The sequence below is a fragment of the Streptomyces roseifaciens genome, assembly GCF_001445655.1.
In the GTDB taxonomy this organism is placed as follows: Bacteria; Actinomycetota; Actinomycetes; order Streptomycetales; family Streptomycetaceae; genus Streptomyces; species Streptomyces aureoversilis.
The window spans coordinates 644860-669665 of sequence record NZ_LNBE01000003.1; the positions used below are offsets into that span (position 1 = coordinate 644860).

11 protein-coding genes are annotated in these 24806 nt (G+C 75.1%); 1 reads left to right on the top strand and 10 read right to left on the bottom strand.

Annotated features, from left to right (window positions below; genetic code table 11):
- Positions 1–21: 21 nt before the first annotated feature.
- Genes AS857_RS08765 through AS857_RS08775 form a run of 3 tightly spaced genes read right to left on the bottom strand, consistent with a single transcriptional unit; the run spans position 22 to position 7300 of the window.
- Positions 22–4683, bottom strand: coding sequence for an FtsK/SpoIIIE domain-containing protein (locus AS857_RS08765; RefSeq protein WP_058042561.1), 4662 nt, complete (start codon positions 4681–4683; stop codon positions 22–24).
- On the bottom strand, positions 4680–6767 hold the full coding sequence (locus tag AS857_RS39865; protein WP_058042562.1) for a hypothetical protein: 2088 nt from the start codon (positions 6765–6767) through the stop codon (positions 4680–4682). Before AS857_RS39865 ends, AS857_RS08765 begins: the two co-directional genes overlap by 4 nt.
- 2 nt (positions 6768–6769) lie before the next feature.
- Positions 6770–7300, bottom strand: a complete 531-nt coding sequence (locus AS857_RS08775) for a hypothetical protein (protein WP_144440762.1) — start codon at positions 7298–7300, stop codon at positions 6770–6772.
- A gap of 509 nt (positions 7301–7809) precedes the next feature.
- On the opposite strand from AS857_RS08775, the gene uriT reads away from it, so the two are divergent.
- Complete coding sequence (gene uriT, locus AS857_RS08780) at positions 7810–9270, top strand: uridine transporter UriT (RefSeq protein WP_058042564.1); 1461 nt, start codon at positions 7810–7812, stop codon at positions 9268–9270.
- Positions 9271–9364: 94 nt separating this feature from the next.
- Here the strand turns inward: uriT and AS857_RS38735 are convergent, their stop codons facing one another.
- The 7 genes from AS857_RS38735 to AS857_RS08815 are packed head-to-tail and all read right to left on the bottom strand — an operon-like array spanning position 9365 to position 24806.
- Positions 9365–10534 (bottom strand): aromatic ring-hydroxylating oxygenase subunit alpha, encoded by a 1170-nt coding sequence (locus AS857_RS38735; RefSeq protein ID WP_058042565.1) that lies wholly within the window; start codon positions 10532–10534, stop codon positions 9365–9367.
- A 47-nt stretch (positions 10535–10581) separates the two neighbouring features.
- Complete coding sequence (gene redH, locus AS857_RS08790; RefSeq protein WP_058042566.1) at positions 10582–13287, bottom strand: undecylprodigiosin ligase RedH; 2706 nt, start codon at positions 13285–13287, stop codon at positions 10582–10584.
- 38 nt (positions 13288–13325) lie between these two features.
- Positions 13326–14396, bottom strand: a complete 1071-nt coding sequence (locus tag AS857_RS08795; RefSeq protein WP_058042567.1) for a class I SAM-dependent methyltransferase — start codon at positions 14394–14396, stop codon at positions 13326–13328.
- Complete coding sequence (locus tag AS857_RS08800; RefSeq protein ID WP_058042568.1) at positions 14384–15268, bottom strand: thioesterase II family protein; 885 nt, start codon at positions 15266–15268, stop codon at positions 14384–14386. Before AS857_RS08800 ends, AS857_RS08795 begins: the two co-directional genes overlap by 13 nt.
- Positions 15255–16316, bottom strand: coding sequence for an NAD-dependent epimerase/dehydratase family protein (locus tag AS857_RS08805; RefSeq protein WP_058042569.1), 1062 nt, complete (start codon positions 16314–16316; stop codon positions 15255–15257). The genes AS857_RS08800 and AS857_RS08805 overlap by 14 nt, the downstream gene beginning before the upstream one ends.
- A 4-nt stretch (positions 16317–16320) precedes the next feature.
- Positions 16321–23187 carry a type I polyketide synthase gene (locus tag AS857_RS37405; protein ID WP_058042570.1) on the bottom strand — a complete coding sequence of 2289 codons (6867 nt, stop codon included), beginning with the start codon at positions 23185–23187 and terminating at the stop codon, positions 16321–16323.
- 11 nt (positions 23188–23198) lie between these two features.
- A complete protein-coding gene (locus tag AS857_RS08815) occupies positions 23199–24806 on the bottom strand; it encodes a D-alanine--poly(phosphoribitol) ligase (protein ID WP_058044009.1) in 1608 nt (535 codons plus the stop codon).

The window sequence follows — 24806 nt, forward strand, 5'->3', positions numbered from 1 at the left end:
CCGGGGGCGCCTCGTGCGTCCTCACCCCTCCTGCAGCACGGTCTCCGGCACGAGGAGGGAGACCAGGTCCCCCGTCACCGGATCCACCGTCAGCCCGCGCCCGGGCACGGGCCGCGAGCGCAGCAGGTCGTACGGGAGCCGCACTCCGAGCATGTCCCCCTCGCTCGGGGACTGCGGGGCCAGCAGCAGTCCCTTGCGGAGCCTGCGCGCCTGCCCCAGCCAGCCGAACCCGGCGGAGGTCAGCGCCTCCGGAGTGCCCGCGGCCGCCAGGCCGATGCCCCGGTCGCGACCGGTCGCTGCGATGTCGCGCAGCACCTCGTCGGCCGCGGGCATCGAGGACAGCAGGTCCGCGTCGTCGACCAGCACCACGGCCGGGCCGGTGCCCGCGTCGAGGGCGGCCCGCACGTCCTCCTCGGGCGGATCGGCCTGCGCCAGCACGGTCGCCAGCGGGTGCCGGGCCAGCCCGCGCAACGGCGATTCGCGCGGCGTGAGGGCGACCACCCGCGTGCCCCCGGCCAGCAGGGAGACCGCGAGGGACGCCAGCGTCGTGGAACGCCCCGTTCCGGGCGGGCCGCTGATCAGGAACGACGGGGCGTCCGCCGCGAAGTCCACGCCGAGCGGCGCCAGGTCGTCGCCGCTGATGCCCAGCAGGCCCCACAGCGGCCGCCGCTGCGCCTCGGGCACCTTGTCGTACGCGTCGGCGAAGGCGATCCTCGCGGGCAGGGTGAGCACCTTCGCGGGACGCCGCGCGGCCGGCACGGCGCGGTCGCGCCGCTCCGCCCGCGCACCGATCTCCCGCAGCGCCTCCGCCTGGTCGCGGCCGCCGACCGGGGCGGCGGCGCCCTCCGCGGGGCGGCCCAGCAGGGCCACCTGGACCTCGGTGCCGCTGCCGCCGCGCCAGCCCCGGCCCGGCGGCACCAGCTCGGGGATCCGCCGGGCCGCCACGCCCGCGAGCGTGTACTCGGTGCGGTCGGTCAGCCGGAGCAGCAGCCGGTCGTCGTTGAGCGCGGCGGCCTTGCCGGTGAGCAGGGCCCGCTCCGAGGTGGCGACCACATGGATGCCCAGGGGCGCGCCCTCCCGGATGAGGGCGGTGAGCTCGTGGACGTAACGGCCGCCGTCGTGGTCGCCGAGCAGGGCGACCAGCGAGTCCCAGCCGTCGACGAGGACCACGACGTGCGCCGGGCGGTCCTCCGGCCGCAGCAGCGACCGCAGTTCGGCCAGCCCGGAGGCGCCGTGCGCGGCCAGCAGCTCCTGACGGCGGGCCGTCTCGGCCATGAGCCGGGCCAGCAGCCGGCCGATGCGCTCCAGGTCGGCGCGCGGCACGACTGCCCCGCAGTGCGGCAGCGGGTGGAGGGCGGCGAGCGCGCCGCCCCCCGCGTCGATGCCGTACAGGTGCACGTCCGCCGTGGAATGGCGGCGGGCGAGCGCCCCGGCGAGGGTGCGCAGCACCTGGGTCCGGCCCGAGCGCGGCGTCCCGATGACGTAGAGGTGCCCGAAGGCGTTGAGGTCCAGCTCCAGGGCCTCCTGGCACTGGGCGCCCGGGACGTCGGCGAGCGCCCACGGGACCGGGGCGAGGTACCCGTCGGGAAGCCCCGCGGGAACGGACCGGTTCGTCAGGTCGTCCAGGTCGTCCAGGGTGAGACGGTGCGGCAGCGGCGGCAGCCACGGGCTCGGCTGCTGCGGGATGCCGAGGGCCGTGGCCGCCTCCTGGACGGCCTCGACGAGCGCGGTCAGGTCGGTCGCGGCCGAGGGGTCGTCCAGGAGGCCGGCGTCGTCCTCCGCGGCACGGTCCGGGCCCGGTGCGGGCGCCGGGCGCCCGAGCTGCGCCCACGTCACGTCCGTCGCCCGGATGTCGGCGGCGGTGACGGGCCGTTCCGGCTGCACCGGGACCGGCCCGGCCTCCGCCGCCGGCCCGTCCTCGCGCGGCGTGCCCGCGTAGGCGGTCTGGAACGGCAGGACCGACCGGTGCCCGATCCGGGCCAGCGCCCGGCCGGGCGTGCCGGCGGAGATGCCGACGGCGTCGTTGACCTCCAGGACGTCCTGGCTGTCCGCGGCGTCGGTCACGCGCAGGGAGATCCGCAGGTTGGTGTTGGCCCGGATGTCGGCGGTGACCACTCCGGCGGGCCGCTGCGTCGCCAGCACCAGGTGGATGCCGAGGGAGCGGCCGCGCTGCGCGATGGAGACCAGCCCCGGGATGAACTCCTGCACGTCCCGGGCGAGCGTGGCGAACTCGTCGATGACCAGGACCAGCCGGGGCAGCGGTGCGAGGGACGGGTTCCGCCGCCGCATCGCCCGGTACTCGGCGTGGTCCTTGGCGCCGACCGCCGCGAGGACGTGCTCGCGGCGGAGCAGTTCGGCGCCCAGCGAGGTGAGGGCGCGCTCGACGAGGTGGCTGTCCAGGTCGGTGACCATGCCGAGGGTGTGCGGCAGCCGCACGCAGTCCTTGAAGGCGCTCCCGCCCTTGTAGTCGACCAGCACGAAGGTCATCTCGTCCGGCCGGTTGGCCGCGGCGAGGGTGGCCACCAGCGTCTGCAGCAGCTCGGACTTGCCCGCGCCCGTGGTCCCCGCGATCAGGGCGTGCGGGCCGTCCTTGACGAGGTCGAAGGCGACGGGCCCGGAATAGCCGGAGCCCAGCAGCATGCTGGTGGACGCGGGCTGCTGCTCCCACCTGCGGACGAACTCGTCCCCGTGGGGCGGTTCGAGGCCGAGCAGCCGCAGCAGCCCGACCTCGGCGGGGAGGCCGTCCGAGCCGTCGGGGGTCACGTCGCGCACGGGCGCCAGGGCACGGGCGATCCGCTCGCACCATTCGGCGTCGACCAGGTCCGGGCGGGCCGTGGTCACGTCGGTCCTGCCCGTGCGGCGCAGCGTGAGTTCGCGGGCGCCGACGGAGCAGACCGACACGCACTCCTCCGGGAGCATCCGCTCCTCGCGGTCGACGCAGATCAGGAAGACCCGCACGGCGGGCCCCTCCTTGAGGACCTGGATCATGCCGGGGACGTCGCGCAGCAGGCGCGCCCCGTCGAGGACGACGAGCAGGTCGGGTTCGGCGATCAGCGTCCCGCCCAGCCCGGACTCCCGGGCGCGGCTGCGGGACCGGACGGCCGAGACGAGCTCGGTGACCCGGGCGGCGACGGTCTCGGGGTCGTTGCCGAGGGTCACCGCCGGTCCGCCCGCGGCCGGGGCGGCCACGCCGCCCTGTCCCGGGCGGGCGTGCGGCAGCCAGCGCACCCACTCCCAGCCGGCCGCGCCCGCAGCGTCGGTGAGCACGGTGATCCGGACGTCGCGCGGACTGTGCAGGATCGCCGCCTGGGCGACCGCCCAGCGGGCCAGGGCCGCGGTGGCCTCGCGCTCGCCGGCGATGCCGAGCACCCCGTCGCCCACCAGGTCCACCCCGATCGGCATGTCGGGGATGTCCCAGTGGACGGAGCGGTGGTTGTCCTCGCGTGCGGCGTCGTCGATGGTGAGCAGGGACGGCTGCCGGACGGTGCCGACGCGCACGTGGAGGTGGTCGGCGTGCGAGCGCTGGCGCTCCCAGAGCCGGGCGCCCGGGCCGACCGCCCACAGGCCCGCGGTCGCGGGGTCCGGGGCCGCCTCGGTCCGCAACGCGCGCTCGCGGTCCACCTTGGCCTGGACGTCCTCCTCCAGCGACGCCCGGCGCGTCCGGTAGCTGGCGGCGGCGGCCACGTAGTCGCGCCAGCCGGTCCGCTTGCCGCTCCAGTGGTTCGCGAGCGCCAGCACCGGGCTGAAGAGCGCGAACACCAAGTAGTAGTACGACTTGAGGAAGACGACCATGCCGATGCCCATGACCAGGGGCGACAGCATCATCAGCAGCGGGATCGCCCGGTGGGCGGGCGCGACGGGCGGAGCGGGCAGGACGAAGCGCTCCGGCTGCAGCGGCGGCACGATGCGCGGCGGCCGGTTGAAGTCCAGGTGGGCGCCGTCCGCGGACACCGCGAGGGCGGCGTCCGCCTCGGTCGGCTCCGCCACCCGCAGCAGGAACTCCCCGAGGGCGAGCTCGCCGCCCAGCGGCCACACGCACCAGCCCGGCGGGAGCGGCTCGGCGGTGTCGGCGTCCGGATCGGGGAGGTCGCCCGGCGGCGCCGGCGGCAGCGGCGTCGCGTCGGCGCGCGGCCGGTCGGGCGGCGGCACGGGCAGGGAGAGCGCGACGTGCGCGTCCTGCTCGCCGGTGTGGAGGAGGACCGTGCCGTCGGGCCGCACGGTGACCCGCACCCCCGACGGCGGCACGTCCCGCCCCTCCAGGCGGACGGAACCGCCCGGCTGCGGGCCGACACCGTGCGTGCCCGGCGCCAGCGCCCAGACGCGACCGGCACCGCGGCCGCCGACGAGCTGCAGCTCCACGCCCGCGCCGCGCGGCAGGCGCTCGCCGTCGGGAGTGCGGGACGGCGGAGGAAGTTCACCGCGGGGTGCGCCGTAGGCGGCGGACTCCGCGTCGGCGGGGCGGCCGAGCCCCAGCCGGACGCCGTCACGGATCCCCGCGGCGGTGAGCGTGGCGTCGGCCGGGAGCGGGCGGCTGCCGAGATGGAGGACGGGCGGCTCGACGCCGTCCCCCGCGACCCCGCCGAGCTGCGCGGCGAGGGCCCCGACGGTGGCGGCGCCGGGGGCGTCCAGGACGACTTCCCGGTCGGCGGAGGAGGACGAGGCGAGGCTGACGAAGAGTCTCATGGGCGTTCGGGGGTCCGATCCGGGTGAGTACGGGGAGCGGCGGAGACGCCGGAGGCGGGCCGGGAACCCTTCCCGCCCCCGTGCCCCGGCTCGGGCTCCGGCTCGAGCAAGGAGCCGGAAGGACCCGAGGGCGCCGGGGGCGTGGCGGCCGGGGCCGGCACGCCCGGCTCGGCGAAGTCGTCCCCGAGCGGGGCGGGGGCGGCGGGGGCCGAGGATCCGGCGTCGGCGCCGGATGGGAGGGCGGTGGTGGTCGGCCCGTCGCCGGTGGAGTCGCCTCGGCGGGGGCCGGGCGCGGCCGTCACGGGGGCGGTTCCGGCCCCCGTCGTGGACGGGGCCGGGGAACCGGCCCCGGAACCCGCGCCCGGCTCCGGCGCGGCCGAGGCGGAGCCGCCCGGCCCGGACGCTCGGCCGGCCTCCGGCTCGTGGCCCGGGACGGGCACGGCGGACGGCGGGGACCCGGCAGGTCCCGGCACGGGCAGGTGTCCGGCCCCGCCTTCGGCCGTGGCACCAGCACGGGTCCCGGTACCAGCACGGGCACCCGTTTCGCCCCCGACAGCGGCCGAGGCCTCGGCATCAGCACAGGCCTTCGCCCCGACCCCGGCTCCGGCAGCGGCGGAAGCCTCGGCCCGGGTTATGGCCTCGGGTTCAGCGCTGGCCGCGGCTTCGGCCCCGGCGCAAGTGCCGGCAGTGGCATTGGCCCCGACAGCAGTCCCGGCCCCGGCCCCGGCCCCGGCAATAGCCCGGCCCCCGGCACCGGCTTCGGTCCCGGCTTCAGCAGCGGTCTTCGCTTCGGCCCCAACCCCAGCTCCGGCACCAGCACCAGCACCAGCACCGGTTCCGGCACCAGCACCAGTGCCGGCCCCGGCACCAGTGCCGGCAGTGGCTTCGGCCCCGGCTCCGGCAGCAGCCCCCGCTTCGGCAGCGGCAGCGCCACCGGCCCGGGCAGCCGCCCCGGCCCCGGCACCAGCCCCGGCTACGACCCCGGACTCCGTCTCAGGTCGCCCCCGCGTCACCGGTTCCTGACCGCCGCCGTCGCCGCCCCCCGGACCGGTAGGCGGAGCCGGCCGGTCGCGGGCGGTCCACCAGCCCGTGCCGCGGCGGCGGAATTTCTTTATGGCGGTGCCCACCGCCCGGCTCAGCGCGGCGGATTCCACGTCGATGCCGGTGCCCGGGCCCAGGAGTCGTCCGCCGGGCTCGGCGTGCAGGGTCCAGCAGTGTCCCGGCAGGCGGCCGCCGATCAGGGCACGGACCCGGCCCGAGGCGCAGAGGCCGGCCAGTCGCTCCCGCTGGGCGGGTGTCGGGGTCCAGCACACGAGCACCACCGGTTCGGCGTCAGCCGTTCCCGTGGCCTCCAGCTCGTCGAGGATGCGGTCGAGTTCCCGGCCGGGGAAGCGCGGGTGGACGCCCCGGGCGACCTGTACCGCCGGGCCGTCGGCGAGCAGGTCGAGTTGCGCGGCCAGGGCCTGGAGGACGCTGCGGACCACCCGGGCGTCGCCCTCCAGGCTCAGGGCGGGCGGTCCGCTCGTCCAGTCGGCGACGACCGTCGCGCCCGAGAGCCGGTCGACGCCGATGACCAGCGGCAGCGTCGGCCGCGCCGCCGCGTCGGGGACGATCGCCGCGGCCTCGGCCGACCAGGTCCAGTCGCCCGGCTCGCCGCCGGCCTCCCGCCAGGGCGCCGCGGCCTCGGCCGACCAGGTCCAGTCGCCCGGCTCGCCGCCGGCCCCTGCTGCCACGGCCGCGGTGAGCGCCGACCGGCGGCGCGGCCGACGCTGCCGCTGGTCATCGGCGTCGACCGGCTCTCGGGCGCGACGGTCGTCGCCGACTGGACGAGCGGACCGCCCGCCCTGAGCCTGGAGGGCGACGCCCGGGTGGTCCGCAGCGTCCTCCAGGCCCTGGCCGCGCAACTCGACCTGCTCGCCGACGGCCCGGCGGAACCCGCCCTGCCGTGCCACCGCCCGGATCAGCCACCAGAGGAGCGCCACCAGGACGAGGGCCATACCGGTGAGGGCGTTGTCGACCAGGGCGGGGACGGCCGGGTCGGGGACGATCGCCCTGCCCCTGCCCGACCAGAAATCGTCCGTCATCCTCACCGGTGCGGAGCGGGCGGCCGGGGAGGGCTGTCACGCACCGGCGGCCGCGGCGATCGTCCCCGACGCGGCAGCGTCGGCCGCGCCGCCGCGTCGCGGTCGGCGCTCACCGCGGCCGCGCGCGGGCTGCGCCCGGCGACGACGACCGCGACGCGCCGCCGGTCGGCGCTCACCGCGGCCGCCGGTGCGTGACAGCCCTCCCCGGCCGCCCGCTCCGCACCGGTGAGGGCGTTGTCGACCAGGGCGGGGACGGCCGGGTCGGCGAAGAACGACGTCAGCGTGCGGAAACGGCGCCGGTGCAGGCCGCGGGCGCGGAAGGGCTGGGCGAAGGCCCGCCGGGTCACCCGCAGCTCCCACGCCACCCGGCGGCAGGCCCGGCGGAACCCGCCCTGCCGTGCCACCGCCCGGATCAGCCACCAGAGGAGCGCCACCAGGACGAGGGCCATACCGGTGAGGATGACGGACGATTTCTGGTCGGGCAGGGGCAGGGCGATCGTCCAGGGGCCGCCGCCCGGTCTCCCGGTGGTCACGAGCACCGCCGGCAGGCCGTGGGGGCGGCGGGATCCGGGGGGCCTTGACGGGGCGTCACGGCCGGGCGGCCGCGAGAGCCGAGCGAGTGGGTGTGCACGGGAACCTCGGGAGGACGGAGCGGGCGGGGAAGGTGCGCCGGGGCGCACCGTTGACGTCCGTCGGCCGACCGCACCCGCAGTGAGCAGCGCATTCGTGCCGACACCGAGATACATGGCAAATGCAGCCGCCAGGTTGCATGCCCCCGCGCCCGTCCGGCGAACCTGGCCGGATCTCATCGCTCGCCGTCCAGGAGAGGGGTACGGCCACCATGTGCCGAAGCCCTGGGGCCGCGGGCTCGCCGGAGCGGGTAATATGGTACGAAGCGTCCCCTCTCGGGGGGCGTTTCCGCAGGTCAGGGGCCTGTCGGGAGCGCCCGGTGAGGGGGTCGGACACATCCTTGGACACCCTTGAAACCCCAGCCGGGCTGGGGTTTTTCCGTGTGCCCTGAACTATCAGAGATCCACGAGGCATGAACCCTTCCACCACCGAGCGCGCCGGGCGCGCCACCGGTGACCGGTCCGCCGATGTGACGGGCCGCCGTCCCGTCCGGGTGGGCGTGCTGGTCGCCGCGCTGCTCACGGCCTGTGTCGCCTTCCAGCTCAACGCCAGCATGCTCAGCCCCGCGCTGAAGAGCATCGAGGACAGCCTCGGCGCCAGCTCCGCCGAGATCGGCCTCACCCAGACCGCGTTCTTCACGTCGGCCGCCCTGTTCTCGCTCTTCCTGCCGCGCCTCGGCGACGTCATCGGACGCCGCAAGGTCCTGGCCGGCATGCTGGCCCTGATGGCCGTCGGGTGCGTGGTCGCGGCGCTGGCGGAGAGCGTGCCCATGCTGTTCGCCGGACGGATCCTGCAGGGCGCGTCCGGGCCCACCGTCCCCCTGTGCCTGATCATGCTGCGGGTCGAGGTGACCGAGCCGAAGCGCTACGGCACCCTCCTCGGTGTGATCACGGCCGTCAACGGCGGCGTCGCCGGTGTGGACTCCCTCGCGGGCGGCTTCCTCGCGGACAACCACGGCTTCCAGGCCGTCTTCTGGGCGATGGCCGTCGTGGCCGTCGTCGCCACCGTCCTGGTCGCCACCCTGACGCCCGAGAGCAAGGTCGCGGCCGCCGACCGGATGGACTGGCCGGGCGTGGCCCTGCTCGTCGTCTCCGTCGGCTCGCTGCTCATCGCGCTCAACGAGGCCGGCAAGCTGGGCGATGCCCGCTGGCCGATGGTCGCCGGGCTGACGGCCGTCTCCGCCGTCGCCTTCGCCCTGTTCTGGCGCACCGAGGACCGCAGCGGCCACCCGCTGGTCGCCACCCGGCACCTCAAGCAGCGCGGGACCTGGGCCACCCTGCTGACCACCACGCTCACCATGACCGGCGTCTTCGCCGTCATGAACGGCCTCATCCCCTCCCTCGCCCAGGACGCCGAGGCGGGCCTGGGGATGTCCGCCGAGGCCTCCGCGTGGTGGACGCTCACCCCGTACGCCCTCGCGGGCCTCGCCATGGGGCCGGTCGCCGGCCGGCTCGCGGCCACCTTCGGCTACGGGCGCGTCCTGCGCCTGGGTCTCGTGGGGTCGGCGGCGTCCGTCGTCCTGATGATCCTCACCATCCCGGCGCACTCGCGCGTCCTGCTGCTGGTGGCCTCGCTGCTGGTCGGCATCACCTACGCGGGTGTGGCGAACATCGTGCTCAACGGCCTGGGCATCGTGCTGTCGCCCAAGGAGAACCCGGGCTTCCTGCCCGGTCTCAACGCGGGCGCGTTCAACCTCGGCGCGGGCCTGAGCTTCGCCCTGCTGTACGCGGTGAAGACCGCCGTGCAGCCGGCCGACCCGGCCTCGTCCACCGGCTACACCGCCGGCATGATCGCGGGTGTCGTGATCATGGTCGCCGCCCTCGCGACGTCCTTCCTCATCCCGAAGCCGGCCACGGCGGAGGCGCACGGCTGACGCCGGTCGAGCCACAGCAGCAGAACCCCGGCTCCTGAGCCGGGGTTCTGCTGCATTTCCGTGCGGTACCGGACAGGCCCGGCCTCGCACCGGTTCAGCGCGCGGGGCTCGCCGGTGCCGCCCCCGTCCTCGCCGTCCGGCGGCCGTTCGCAGATGCCGGCTTCGCTGCAGGCGCCGGCTGTGCCGCGGACTCCTGCGTGGCCGCCGTCCCGGGCTTCTCGCCCGCCGCAGGCGCCGTGGCCTCCTGGATCAGCCGCGAGCGGATCGCCAAGTACTTGGCGTTCAGTTCGTCGACGGGGATGAACTTGCTGACGCCGCCCTCGCTGATCTTCGGCTCCTGCCGCTCCATGATGCGGACGTCCTGGACGTCCTGGATCCACTTCTCCATGTAGAGGGAGGCCCACGGCAGGATGCGCCGCAGCTTCTCCGCTCGGAGGAGCGGCTTGAACGCCGGGTACTCGTACCAGCGCAGGATGTGCTCGGTGTGCCCGTCGTCGACGGGGACCAGCCACGACGTCGCCTCGAACTGCTCGGTCTGGACGTGGACCTGGCAGGGGAAGGTGAACGTGATGACGTAGTGCGTGCTGTTCTTCGGGTCCGCCTCCTCCTGGTGGTCGAAGGAGTAGCGCAGCGTCTGGCCCTCGGTCTCCAGCTTGTGGTTGACGATCTTCGTCGCCGCGAGGTAGCGCTCCTTGCCGTCCAGGCCCAGCTTGCGCGCCGTCCCGTAGAGGAACAGGTAGTCGATGTAGTTGAACCAGTGATCACGGTGGACGTACGTGACGTGGTAGAACTCGAGCAGGCTTTCGATGTAGCGGGTGTAGTGGACCGGGCGGGTCCAGTGCGTCGTCGAGTGGGCCTTGGGGTTGTCCGCGACGACCGGCGCGATCTGGATGTCCGGCAGGCCGGCCTCGGCCCGCTCCTCGCCCCACCACAGCCACACCAGCCCGTGTGCTTCCCGCACCGGGTGCGTGGGCACCCGCAGCGAGCGGGGTATGCGGGCCCCCGAGCCCATCGCGGGAACGGCCTTGCACGCGCCGTCGGGGCCGTAGCGGAAGCCGTGGTAGGGGCACTCGACGGTGTTGCCCTTCATCCGGCCGTCGGCGAGGTTCGCGCCCTTGTGCGGGCAGCGCGCGCCCTGGCAGACCAGGTTGCCGTCGAGGTCGCGCCACAGCACCAGTTCCTCGCCCATGCGGCGGACGCCGGTGGGCTTGCCGTTGCCTACGTCCTTCGCCTCGAGTATCGGATACCACTGGTTGGGGATCATCTTCGTTCTCTCCTCGGGCAGTTGCTCCTGACGGGGTGGGCGGGTGGTCAGCCTTCGACGACCTCGACCGTCCCCGTGTCGCCGTCGACCATGACCATGTCCCCGGTGTTGATGCGCTGCGTCGCGTACTTGGTGTTCACGACCGACGGCACGTGGAACTCGCGGGAGACGATCGAGCTGTGCGACAGCATCGAGCCGACGTCGGTGACCACGCCGCCGGCGATGGCGAACAGCGGCGTCCACGAGGCGTCGGTGTAGCGGGTCACGAGGATCTCGCCGGCCTCGAACTCGTCGGCCTGCCAGGCGAGGTCCTCCACGATGCGGGCGCGGCCGACGACCCGCCCGGGGCTCGCCCCCAGCCCGCTGAGCCGGGCCCCGTCGGGGGCGGGCCGCACGGCCTGGGTGATGTCGTGCTCGCCGATGAACGTCAGCGGCGGCTCCGGCAGCCGCTTGCGGTACTCGTGGACGCGCCGGGCCTCGTCGATCCGCTCCCGGGAGAAGGCCTCCGGCTCGCCGGCCTCCCCGGCCAGGTAGGCCCGCACGTCCTCGAAGTCGAGGTGGGCGACCTCGTCGAGGGAGTGCAGGACGCCCTTGTCCACCAGGCGCCGGCCCACCTCGTACACCACGTTGCGCACCAGCCAGATCGAGGTGATCATCGACATCCGGGTGGCCTCGCGCAGCTCGCTGCACAGCGCGTACAGCGAGATGACCGTCTCGATCACCTTGCGCTGCGGCAGCGAAAGCTTCGTGAGGATCTCCCGCGAGTCGTCGCGGTAGCCGCTGCTGCGCCTGAGGATGTCGTCGGCGGAGAAGCCGTCGGAGGCGTAGCGCCGGATCATCTGGAAGATGTACGACGGGTCGTCGATCCACCGCGGGTGGGTGATCTCCATCTCCTGGTGGCCGCGGGTGCCGTTGGCGCGCAGGAACGGCTCCATGTGCCGCTCCCAGAACACGGCGCCCTCGTCGTCCGCGCGCAGCGTCTCCTCGACGGACTCCAGCGGCTGCTCGTTGATGATGCGCAGCACCCGGGGCCGGTCCTTGGCGGCCTGGGCGACGGCCCAGATCTCCTTCGCGGACTCCACCGTCCGCAGGCTGGACATGTCCGTCTTGATGCGGTTCTGCAGGTTCTCGCCCTCCTCGCCGAGCCACAGCCGGCACAGCTCGGTGAGGATCCCGTAGAACCCGAAGGCGTTGATGTAGTACGGCATGTAGCCGATGTGCATGTCGTGGAAGTAGCCCAGGTTGCGGGTGAGTTCGGCGTGCAGCTCGCGGCGGCTCATGCGCGAGAGGTCCAGCCGCCGGGCGCGGTCGAACTCGTAGAGCCGCGACGCGACCATCTCGCCCGACCGGGACTTCATCTTCACCGCCTCGGCGGCGGTGAAGCGCAGCCAGTGCGCGGTGGAGCGCAGGTCCTCCATGCCGCCCGGGAACGTCCCGAAGGGGTTCTCGTAGTCGGCGAGCGCCCCTCCTTCGACCTCCTCGCCGACGAACCGCTTGGTGAAGTGGCGCTGGTTGCGCGTCGGCAGGGCCTGGCCGAGGAGGTAGGCGCTGTAGGAGATGTTGAGGTAGACGTGCCCCTGGTAGTAGCCCATGTGCAGGTCGGCCTCGCCGGTGTCGCGGACGCCGAGGGCCGCGGCGCAGTCCAGGTGGACGTTCTTCTGGTAGTAGCGCGCGAAGCTCAGGCCCAGCGGCGTCATCAGCCCGACGAAGATCTCGCCGATGTCCATGCGGGACCACAGGGTGCCCCGCCGGACGGCTTCCGGCTGCTCCGTCACGTACGGGCTGAGCGTCCCGGTGCGCGTCGCGGCGTCGCCGGGGGCGGGCCGGGTGGTGATCGGGCGGGTCTGGAAGAGGTGGAACGCGCCGTCGCGCAGGCCCCATTCGACGTCCTGCTCGCTGCCGTAGTGCTCGCGCACCCGCAGCCCGAGCTTCGCGAGCTCGGCGAGCTGCGCGTGGTCCAGGCAGGGGACGTTGCGGTCGGCGGCGTCGACCTTCGTCATCCCGATCTTCCCGGGTGCCAGCGGCGCCCACTTGGCCACCTTGTAGCGCACCCGCTCCTCGACGACCTCCAGGCTGCCGTCGTCGACGACGAACAGGTCGCTGGAGACCCGCCCGGACACCAGACCCTCGCCCAGCCCCTGGCAGGCCTCGACCACCACGCGGTGCGGCCGGGCGCTGACGGGGTCGACGGTGAACAGCACGCCGCTGACGTCGCAGTGGATCATCTCCTGGACGACGACGGCCATCGCCCCGGCCGTGGCGCCGTCGCGGTAGGCCGTGGCCCGGGCGGACCACAGCGACGCCCAGCACTGCCGCACGGCGTCCAGCAGCGCCGCGTCCCCCGCGACGTCCAGCACCGTGTCGTGCTGGCCGGCGAAGGAGCGCGCCGCCGAGTCCTCCTTGAGCGCCGAGGAGCGCACGGCCACCCGCGGCCGGCCGAGCTTCTCGTAGGCGGCGAGGATCTCGTCGGCGATCGGGGCGGGGATGCGGGTCGCGAGGATCAGCTCGCGGACCGTGCCGCCCTCGGTGCCCTCGATCTTGCCGGCCAGGCCGGTGTCGGCGAGGTAGCGGGTGAAGAGCGCGGTGGTCAGGCAGAAGGCGGGCGGCACCGGCAGCCCCGCCGCGATCATGTCGGCGAGCCGGGCGGCCTTGCCGCCGAGGACGGCGGGGTCGGCCTGCCCGGGGCCGCCGAGGTCGACGACGTCGCCGGTCTGCGCTGCGAGGGTGGCGGTGTCTTGGGGACGGGTTGCCATGTCGGGCTCTCCTGGACGCTCGGGCCTGCGCGGGGGGACTACTTGCTGGTGGCCGTGAAGGCGCGGAACTGCTCGCCCGGGACGAGCCGGGCCGCCTCGACGCCGGTGAACCCGGCGCGCTCCAGCTGCGCGACGAGCTCCTCCTCGCGGGGCAGGGGGCCGCCGAAGTCGGCGTAGGCGAACCAGAGACCGAGCACGTCCAGGCCGATGTTGCCGCCCTGGCAGGACGTGGTGAGCAGGATCCGTCCGCCGGGCGCCAGCAGCGAGCGCACCCGCTCCAGCGCCGCCACGCGCTCGTCCTCGGCGAAGTAGTAGATGTTGTTGTGCATCGTCACGAGGTCGAACTGCGGCTGCAGGTCGAGGGTGCGCAGGTCGCCCTGGCGGGTCTCGACGCGGTCGGAGAGCCCCCACTCGGCCATGTTCTTGGCGGCGGTCTCCGCGACCTCCTGCTGCATGTCGACGGCGAGGGCCGACAGCCGCGGGTTGAGCCGCGCCGCGTGCCGCACGTGGACGCCGCTGCCGCAGCCGATCTCCAGCAGCCGCACGGGGCGCTCCCGGTCGAGGGTGCGCGCGATCGCCGCCTCCACGAACGGCTCGATCACGCGCGTCGAGCGGGCGATGACGAGCCCGTCCTGGTCGCCCAGGGAGAAGCGCTCGCCGGTCGCCGCCATCCGGGGGCCGCCGAGCAGCACCGGCACGTGGAAGCGCAGCACCTCCTCCAGGGCGGCGGCCAGGGCGTCGTTGCCGGCCCGCGCGAGGGTGCGGGCGGCGAGGCTCTTGAGCCGGTAGCAGCCCTCGCGCTTGTCCAGTTCGCCGAGGCGCACCCCGATCTCCAGCCAGGCGCGCAGCCGCTGCTTGTCCTGCGTCGCGCCCAGCTTGTCGGCCAGCGACTCCAGGTCGCAGGGGCGCACGGCCAGCCGGCCCAGCACGCCGGAGCCCGTCGCGGAGGCGAGGAAGGCCGCCCGGTAGACGGGCGTGATGATCCCCTTGGACACCGCGAGCAGCAGGGGCATCCGCCAGTTGCCGACGATCCGCACGGCGGCCAGGGCGTCGCCGAGGGGCTCCCCGACGCGGTTCCCGACGCTCTTGACCAGGCTCAGTACGTCCATGAGGGATCCCTTTGCTCGGAGGGGGGCGTGGCGGCCCCGTCGGTGGTCGTGAGGGCCGCGGCGCGGGGCAGGCGGGCGAGCTCACCGCGCAGCTCCCGCAGCAGCCGCTCCCGCGACGGGCCGTCGGCGGTGAGGAAGAAGTGGTCGCCGGGCACGTGGTGGCGCAGGAACGAGCTCGTCGTGTACGCGCGCCACGCCTCCACCTCCGCGGCCCCGGCGACCGGGTCGTCGCTCGCGGAGAACGCCGTCATCGGGCAGTCCAGCGGACGGCGCGGCCGCCAGCGGTAGCCGTTGCAGACCTGCAGGTCCGCCCGGAGGACGGGCAGCCTCCGCGCGAGGTAGGCGTCGTTGAGCAGGGCCCGGTCGCCGTCGCCGAGCGCGCCGATGCCGGCCGCGAACCGGTGCAGCTCGGCGTCGGGCAGCAGGTGCTCGGTGCGGTCCCCGTACAGGTGCGGCGCCCTGCTGCCGGAGACGAACAGGTGCCGCGGCCCGGGCTCGCCGCGCTCCCGCAGCGCGCAGCCGACCTCGTACGCCAGCAGCGCGCCCATGCTGTGCCCGAAGAACGCGTAGTCGCCGGTCAGGCCCCGGCGCACCAGCTCGTCGGCCACGTCGGCCACGAGCGGATCCGCGGACGTGTACGGCTCCTCGCGCATCCGCAGGCCGCGGCCCGGCAGTTGCAGGGCGGCCACGTCGGCGACGCCGCCGCCGAGGTGCTCGCGCCAGTCGCGGTAGACGGAGGCCGTGCCGCCCGCGTACGGGAAGCAGATCAGCACGGTCCCCGCGGCGCCGGCGGCGGGCGGCGGCGCCCCGAAGCGCGGGAACCACAGGGCGTCCCGGGGGAGGGTGGCGACGAGCGGCTCAACGGGCGACATGCCGGAGCCCCTCCGCCGAGTCCAGCCACGCGATCGTGCGCCGCATGCCCTCCTCGAAGCCCACCGGGCTCTTGAAGCCGAACTCCTCCTGTGCGCGCTCGATTCCGTACGACTGGTCGCGGTCGAAGAGGTGCACCGCGTGTCGGGTGAGGACCGGCCGCGCCTTGATGCCGAAGGCGCCGTAGAGCTTCTCCGAGACCGTCGCCACGAGGGTGGCCACCGGCGTGGGCAGGCTGAGCTTGGGCGGCGGCGCGCCCAGGCCGCGGGCGAGCGCCTCGATGTACTCGCGCCACGTCGTGAGCTCGGGATCGCGCAGGTTGTAGGCGCGTCCCGCCGTCGCGTCGGACGCACACGCGTCGATCATGGCGTCCACGGCGTTGCCCACGTACAGCAGTCCGGCCGGGACGCGGCCCTGGCGGATGTAGACCATCTGCTTGCGCAGCAGCAGGTCCGCGATCTCGATGACGAAGTCCTTGCTGCCGGGCCCGTAGACGGACACCGGGCGGACGACCGTCACCGGCACCCCGGTGCGCCCGGCGGCCTCGCGCACCGCCCGCTCGCCGAGCAGCTTGCTGCGGTTGTAGGGCAGGCCGGTGTCCCGCGGCTCGGTGCGCTCGTCGCAGGGCTGCACGGGGTAGCCGTAGACGTCGGTGGTGCTGACGTGCAGCACCCGCCGCACCGTGCCCGCGTGGGCCGCGGCCTCGACGACGTTGGCCGCGCCGGTGACGTTGATGCGCCGGAAGTCCTCCCAGGCGCCCCAGTCCGCCGACATCCCCGCGCAGTTGTACACCTGCCGCACGCCGACCACGGCCCGGTGCAGGCTCGCGAGGTCGCTCAGGTCGCCGACGACGGCGTCGGTTTCGGAGCCGGCGAAACCCGACCGATCGCTGCCCTCCCGGACGAGCACGCGCACCCGGTGGCCGCGCTCGGCGAGGCGGCGGACGAGGTGGCCGCCGATGAACCCGCTCGCCCCGGTGACCAGGACGTCCGGCTGTTCGCCGGGGCCGGGGGCGGGGGAGCCGGACGTGTCCTTGTTCAGCGTCGACATGGGATCACACCAGAAGGTCGAGGGAGGTTTCGAGGTCGACCTCGGTGTGGTCGACGTTGACGAAGAAGCGCAGCCGGCACTTGTCGCGCTCGACGGCCGGATAGCCGATGGGCATGACGTTGACGCCCTGCTCCAGCAGGGAGTTCGACAGGGCCATCGTCTTCTCCCAGTCGCCCGTGATGACCGGGATGACGGCGGACGCCCGGGAGACCCCGATGTCCAGTCCGCGCTCCCGGGCCCCGGCGCGGAAGAAGTCCGACAGCTCGCGCAGCCGGGCCACGCGCTGCGGCTCCTTGCGGATCACCCGGATCGCCTCCAGGGCCGCCGCCGCGTTCGCCGGCGAGATGCCGGTGCTGAAGATGTGCAGGGGAGCGGTGAAGCGGAGGTACTCGACGATCGGCTCGCGGGCCGCGATGTAGCCGCCGAGGCTGCCGATCGCCTTGCTGAGGGTGCCCATCCACAGGTCCACGTCGGCCCGGTCGACGGGGAAGTGCTCGCCGATGCCGCGCCCGGTCTCCCCGAGCACGCCCACCGAGTGCGCCTCGTCGATCATCAGCATGGCGCCGTGGCGCTGCTTGACCTCGATGAACCGGGGCAGGTCCGGGATGTCGCCGTCCTGGCTGTAGGCACCCTCGATCACCACGAGCGCCCGCCGGTGCCGGCCGCGCAGCGCGGTCAGGATCCGGTCCAGGGCCTCCCAGTCGTTGTGCGGGAACGGCCGCCGCCGCGCGCCCGACAGGACGCATCCGCGCACGGTGCTGTCGTGGCTCCACTCGTCGTGGACGATGAGGTCCTCCGGCCCGAAGAGGTGCCCCACCGTGGCCACGTTGGTGGCGTGGCCGCCCGCGAAGACGATCGCCGCCTCGGTGCCCAGGAACGAGGCGATCTCTGCGTCGAGCTCGTGGTGCAGCGGCGTCTCGCCGAAGAGCAGAGGGGTCGCCGACGCCGACGTCCCGTACTGGTCGATGGCCTCCTTCGCGGCCTGGCGCACCTGCGGATGCCCCGACAGCGCCAGGTAGTTGAAGGCGGCGAAGTTGACGACCTTGCGGCCGCCGATCGTGGCCTCGGCGGAGTTGAAGCCCTCGTGCGAGCGGCCGTACGGGTTCGAGCCGCCGGACCGGGCCTGCCGCAGCCGCCCCTGGAGCTCGGCGTACTCGGCCCACTCCTCGAACGCGTACTCCTGCTTCACCGCCGGCCGCGCGGGCTGCGGCACCAGGGGCGGAACGGCCTGCGCCGGGGCGGGGGCGGGGGCGGCAGGCGCCTGCGGAACGGGTCCGCCGCCGTCGCCCAGCCGGTCCACCAGGTCCCGTACCGTCGGGTCCTCGGGAAGGTCACGTTGCAATTCGTCCATCCGATCGGGGAATTGGGCGGCGATGCTGCGCTGCAGATCGGTCCGCATCAGCGAGTCGAACCCCAGGTCCACGCCGAGGCGGGCGTACGGCGGGATCTGCTCGGCGGGGAAGCCGCAGATCCGCGCGATGTGGCCGAGGACGCTGCCCTCGACACCCGCGTCGCCGGCCGCCGGGGCGTACGGCTCCCGCAGCACGGAGGACGGTGCGGCGGCGGGCAGGGCGGGGCCGGTCACGGCCGACAGCCGGGCGCGCTCCGCAGGGGCCGTGAACCAGTACGACTCCCGTTCGAGGACGGCGTGCGGCACGGGGACGTGCCGCGGCGCGTCCTCCCCGTCGAGCGCGGCCCAGTCCACGGCGCCGCCCGCGCAGTGCAGCCGGCCCAGCGACTGCAGCAGCGACTCCCACGCGTCGCCGCCGCGCCGCAGCGTCGGCAGCCACAGCGGCGCCGGGGCGTCCGCCGCACCGGGCTCGGCCGCGGTCATCGACCGGCCCAGGTTGAGGAGCGTCGGATGCGGGCCGACCTCCACGAACGCGTCGCAGCCCAGCCGGCGCAGCGTCGCGAAGCCGTCGGCGAAGCGCACCGTGCCGAGCATGTGCGTGCGCCAGTAGCCCGCGTCGGGGCGGCCGGTGAGCTCGCCCGTGGCGTCGGAGACCCAGGGGACGGCAGGCTCCGCGAAGGCGATCCGCCCGGCCGCCTCCCGCAGCGGGTCCGCCGCGCCCGCCATCAGCGGGGAGTGGAAGGCGTGCGAGACCACCAGCGGCCGTACGGTGATGCCGCGTCCGCGCAGGGCCTCGCCCGCCGCGGCGATCTCCGCGGCCTCGCCCGACAGCACCAGGTGGTCACCGGTGTTGACCGCCGCGACCGCGACCGAGGCGAAGTCCTCCGCCACCGCGCGGACCGCGCCGGGGTCGCCGACGCACGCGATCATCGCGCCGTCGCCGGGCTGCGCGTCCATCAGCCGCCCGCGCTCCGCAGCCAGGGCCAGCGCGTCCTCCAGGGACACCGCCCCGGCGACGGCCGCCGCCGCGATCGCGCCCGCGCTGTGCCCGAGCACGGCCGCCGGGCGCACGCCCAGCCGTGTCCACACCCCGGCCAGCGCGGCCTCCAGGGCGACCAGGGCCGCCTGGCAGTACCGCGTGCTGCGCAGCTGCGCGGCACCGTCCTCGTCGAAGAGCAGCCGGGTCAGCGGGGTGCCGAGCAGCGGCCGCAGCACGGCGTCGGCGCGGTCGAGCGTGCGCGTGAACGCCTCGTGCGTGCCGTACAGCTCCTTCGCCATGCCCGTGTGCTGGGTGCCCTGGCCGCTGAAGAGGAACGCCACCTTCGGCTGCGGCCGGCCCAGCACGTGGCCGCGGACCGCCGCCGTCGAGGGCCGGTCGCGCACCAGGTCCTCCAGCGCGGCGTCCAGGCCGGCGGCCGACGTGCCGGTGAGCACCGCGCGGTGGGCCAGGTGGGCACGCCCGGTGTTCGCCGAGTGGCACACCTCCCGCAGGTCCGCGTCCGGGTGGGCCGCGAGGTGCGTGCGGTAGTGGCGCGCGAGCGTGGCCAGGGCGGTGGGCGTGTGCCCGGACAGGCACAGCGCGTGCCGCGGGCGCGGGGGTCCCGTGGCCGGGGCGGCGGCCGGGACCTCGGGCGCCGCCTCGAGGACGACGTGCGCGTTGGCGCCGCCGAACCCGAACGAGCTCACCCCGGCCCGCGCCGCGTCCCGCACCGGCAGCGCACGCCTGTCCGTGGCCACCTCCAGGCCCGCGCCCTCCCGGTCCAGGCCCCGGTTGGGCGTGGTCAGGTGCAGCGACGGAGGCACCTGGCGGTACTTGGTGACCAGGGCCGCCTTGATCAGCCCGGCGATCCCCGCGGCCGCCTCCAGGTGGCCGATGTTGGTCTTCACCGAGCCGACCAGGCAGGGCTCCTCCGCGGCCCGCCCCTGCCCGTACACGCCCGCCAGCGCCCCCCACTCGACGGGGTCGCCCAGCGCCGTGCCCGTGCCGTGCGCCTCGACGTAGCCGACCGCGGAAGCCTCCAGGCCGGCCTGGGCCAGGGCCCGTGCCATCACCGTGCGCTGCGCCGAACCCTTCGGCGCCGTCAGGCCGTTGCTGCGCCCGCCGTGGCCCAGGGCGGAGCCCCGGATCACCGCGTGGACGCGGTCGCCGTCGGCCAGGGCCGCGGACAGCGGCTTGAGGAGGACGAGGCCCACGCCCTCGCCGCGCACGTAGCCGTCGGCCGCGTCGTCGAAGGTCCGGCAGCGCCCGTCCGCGGAGAGCATCCCGCCCTGCGCGAACGCCACCGACAGCCCCGGCGTGATCAGGAGGTTCACCCCGCCGGCGAGCGCGGTACGGCACTCGCCCGACCGCAGGCTCTGGCACGCCATGTGGACGGCGGCGAGCGACGACGAGCACGCGGTGTCCACGGCGAGGCTGGGGCCCGCCAGGTCGAAGTGGTACGAGAGCCGGTTCGCCGCCACCGACTGGGCGTTGCCCGTCGCGGAGTAGACGTCGACCGCCTCCAGGTGCGGCATCTGCAGCTCGGCGTAGTCGTGGCTGCTGATGCCGACGAAGACGCCGGTCTCGCTGCCCGCCAGGTGCGCGGGCGTGACGTGCGCGTCCTCGAAGGCCTGCCAGGCGACCTCCAGCAGCAGCCGCTGCTGCGGGTCCATGCGCTCGGCCTCGCGCGCCGAGATCCCGAAGAAACGGGCGTCGAAGGCGTCGACGCGGTCCAGGAACCCGCCGTGGCGGGGGGCGTCGACGAGAGCGGGGTCCCAGCGGTCGCGCGGCACCTCGCCGACCGCGTCGCGGCCGTCCAGCAGGAGCCGCCAGTAGCTGTCCACGTCGGGGGCGCCCGGGAAGCGGCAGCCCATGCCGACGATCGCGATCGGCTCGCCGGGGGCCGGGGCGGCGGGGGCGGCCGCGGGCCGGGGCCGCTCCTGCGCGCCGAGGCGGGCCGCCAGCGCGCGGACGGACGGGTGCTCGAAGACCAGGCCCGCGGGCAGCTCGCGGCCCAGCCAGGCGCCCAGTTCGCCGGTGACGGCCACCGCCTGCCGGGAGTCGAGCCCGAGGGAGGTGAAGGGCAGGTCCCGGTCGATCGCGGAGGCCTGCAGACCGAGCCGCTCCGCGATCCGCGCGGCCAGCCACGCTTCGACGACGGCGGTACGGGGCGCGCTTCCGGGCGCGCCGGGCACGCCCGCGCCGGGTCCTTCGCCGCCGGCCCGGCCCGCATGCGTGCCGGCGCCGGGCCCGGTGCCGGCTGCGTCGGTGCCGTGCACGGATACGTAGCCGGGCACGCCCGCTCGCGGCCCCTCGCCGGTCGCGCCCGCGCCGGGTGCGTCCGCGAACGCGCCCTCGCCGGGCCGGCCGGCGGGCATGCCCTCACCGGTCCGGCTCACGAACGTGCCCGTGCCGGGCCGGTCCGCGGGCGTGCCGGCGCCGGCTGCCCGGATGCTCCCGTCGGCCTCGTCCACGGCCGGGGTCACGCCGTTCGGGTCCGCGCTCCCGCCGGGCCCGGTCGCGAGCAGCAGTTCGACGAGCGTTGCTGCGTGCGGGCGCACCAGCAGCTCTCCCACCGGGACCGCTACGCCGAACTCCCGCTCCAGCGCGCCCACGGCCTCCAGGAGGCCCGCGTAGTCCAGGCCGAGTTCGGCGAAGCCGCGGTCGGCGACGTCGTCCGGGCCGGCCGCCCGGCCCAGCACGCGCGCGACCGCCTCCACCGCCTCCTTGCGGCCCGGGCGGGCCGCGGGGGACGGCCCCGCGTCGTCGCGGACCACGCTCGCCGCCACCACGGACAGCTCCAGGCCCGTCAGGGCCGCCCGGCACGCCTGCCGCTGGATCTTGCCGCTGGTCGTCTTGGGCACCGTCGACCGCTTGAGCAGGACGACGGTGTGCGGGGCGACCTGGTGCTCCTCGGCGATGGCGGTGCGCAGCGCGGCGAGGGCCGCCGCGGGGTCGCCGCCGCCGAACTCGTAGGCCAGAGCGAGCTGTTCGCCCTGCGCGGTGGGGATGCCGAAGGCGGCGCCGCAGCCGGGGCGGACGGCGTCCGTCGCCTTCTCTGCGGTCAGTTCGACGTCGTGCGGGTAGTGGTTGCGGCCCTGCACGATGACGATGTCCTTCGTGCGGCCCACTACATAGAGCTGGCCGTCGCGCAGGAAGCCCAGGTCGCCGGTGCGCAGATGGGCCGTCTCCGCCGTCTCCGCCGTCTCCTCCTCGCCGGCGATGCGGGCGCCGAACGACTCGTCCGTGGCCTCCGGCCGGCCCCAGTAGCCCTCGGCGACGTTCGGCCCGGCCACCCAGATCTCGCCGACGCGGCCCTCGGGCGCCCGGCGGCGGGTGTCCGGGTCGACCACGGCGACCTCGACGTCCGGGACGGGCGTGCCGCAGCCGACGACCCGGGTCACCCGCTCCGCGCCCTCCGCGGCGGGCTCCGCCTCGCCGCGGGCCAGGGCGCCGGTGTCGAACGCGCCGAGGACGGGCGGCTGTCCGGCGCCGATGCCGGTGACCATCAGGGTGCCCTCGGCCAGCCCGTAGCAGGGCAGCAGGGCCCGGCGGTCGAAGCCGCAAGGGGCGAAGCGGTCGGCGAAGCGCTCCAGCGTCTCGGCCCGTACGGGCTCGGCGCCGTTGAGGGCGAGCCGCCAGGTGCTCAGGTCGAGGGCGTCGCGCTGCTCGTCGGTGATCCGGCGCAGGCACTGCTCGAAGCCGAAGTTGGGCGCGACGCTGGTCGACGCCCCCGTCCGGGAGAGGGTGTCCAGCCACAGCAGCGGCCGCCGGACGAAGGTGGCCGGCGCCATCAGGTGGGCGGGGAAGCCTCCGTAGAGCGGGGTCAGGATGCCGCCGATGAGCCCCATGTCGTGGTACGGCGGCAGCCAGGAGACCATGCCGGAGTCCTCGTCGTGCTCCAGGCGCACGTGGATGGAGCGCAGGTTGCGGACGAGGTTGGCGTGGGTGACCATGACGCCCTTGGGGTCGGACGTCGACCCCGAGGTGTACTGCAGGAAGGCGAGGGAGCCGCCGGCCGTGCCCGGCTCGTGCCAGGCCTCCGCGTCCGCGGGCCCGAGGTCGCCGGCCGTCAGCCACGTCAGCCCGGCCAGGCCGAGCGCGGAGATCTCCTCCGGCCTGGCGCGCGCGGCCTCGCGGACGTCGGCGGTGGTGTAGGCGTGCGTGGCCCCGGAGTCCCGGGCGATGGCCGCGAGCCGGGGCATGGTCTGGCCGAAGCGCGCACTGTCCGGCGGATAGGCGGGGACGGCGATCGCCCCGGCGTAGAGGCAGCCGAAGAAGGCCGCGATGTAGTCCAGGCCCGGCGGGTGGAGCAGCAGGACGGGCCTGCCGCCCAGGTTCTCGCGCAGCAGCCGCCCCGCCACGGTGCGGGCGCGCAGGTCCAGTTCCCCGTAGCTCCACGACTCGCTCGCGTCGTCGGCACCGGGGAGAAAGCGGTAGGCGAGCGCGTCCGGCGTCCGGTCCGCGCGGTGCCGGAGCAGCGCCGCCACGGTCTCCGGTTCGCCGCCGGGCCAGGGCTTCCCGATCGGTCCTCGACTCAAGATGGTCTCCGTCATTTGCTGGCAGTGCCGGCAGGCGCTGCGGTGGGCTGGGCCGCCTCGTGGTCAAGGCGCCGGTAGTCGGTCTTGCCGTTGGCGTTGTGCGGGAGCCGGTCGAGGCAGGTCGCCGTCTGCGGCAGCATGTAGCGGGGCAGGACGCGGGCGCAGTGCTGCTTGAGCGCCACCAGGCCGGGCCGCACGGCGCCGGGGCGCAGCGTGTAGTAGAGGGCGATGCGGGGCTGGGCGTCCGCCTCCTGTCCGGTGCGCAGCACGACCGCGGCCTCGGCGACGGCGGGGTGGGAGAGCGCCGCGGCCTCGATCTCGCCGAGTTCGACGCGGTAGCCGTGCAGCTTGACCATGCGGTCCTTGCGGCCGCGGTAGACCAGCTGCCCGTCCTCGTAGCTGACGAGGTCGCCGGTGGGGTGGCGGCCCTGGCAGTGGAAGGCGGCGGCGGGCTCGTCGGGGCGCCGCCAGTAGCCGGGGGTCACGCAGTCGCCCTCGACGACGAGTTCGCCGATCGCGCCGGGCACGTCGACGGGCCGGCCGTCGGCGACGACGCTCACGCGCGCGCCGGTGATCGGCGCCCCGATGGGCACCGGCGTGTCGCGCAGGAGGTCCCCGGGGCGCACCCGGTGGTAGGTGCAGACGTTGGTCTCGGTGGGCCCGTAGAGGTTGTACAGGGCGGTGGCGGCGGGCAGCCGGTCCGCGAGGGCGCGCAGCTGCGGGATCGGGAAGACCTCGCCCGCGAACAGCACGTAGCGCAGGCTCCGGGTGACGTCGGGGGTGAGCACGCCCGACGCGGTGAGCAGGTGCAGGACGGAGGGGACCGAGTACCAGACGGTGATGCCGTGCTCGCGGATGCCCGCGGCCAGCGCCGGGACGTCCCGGGCGGCCGCGTCGGCCACGATCCACACCGAGGCGCCGACGGACAGCGCGACGAAGAGGTCGAAGGTGCTGAGGTCGAAGTTGAACGACGCGTGGTTGGCGAACACGTCGTCGGGCCCCACGTCGAGTTCGGTACGGGCCCAGCCGACGAAGTTGGCCAGGTTCCGGTGGGAGATCCGTACGCCCTTGGGCACCCCGGTCGAACCGGAGGTGTAGAGGATCGCCGCCAGGTCGGAGGGCTGGAGCGCGGGCAGTATCGTCACCCGCCCGGCCCTGACCCGCGCGAAGCCCTCCCAGGAGTGGACGGGCACGCCGGACACGTGGCCGCCCGCCGGAGGCTCGCCGGTGGTGACGATGGCCTCCAGGGAGGACGGCAGGTCGCTGCCCGCGAGCAGGTCCAGGTGGCGGCGGTCGGTGAAGAGCACGACCGGCTCCGCGTCCATGAGGATGGTCCCGGCCCGGCCCGCCGGCTGCCCGCCGTCCAGGGGGACGTACGCGCAGCCCGCCTGCACCGTCGCCAGGATCGCCTCGGCGTAGTGCGGGTGCTTGTCCATCCAGACGGCCACCCGGTCGCCGGTGCGGACCCCGAGGTCGAGCAGCCGGCAGGTGAGAGCATCGACGGAGGCCGTGAACTCGCCGTAGGTCAGGGGGTGTTCGCCGACGAAGGCCGGACGGCCGGCCTGCCCGGCGGGGAGGTCCCGCCGCAGCCGGATCACGCTGGTGTTGAAGGCGCCCAT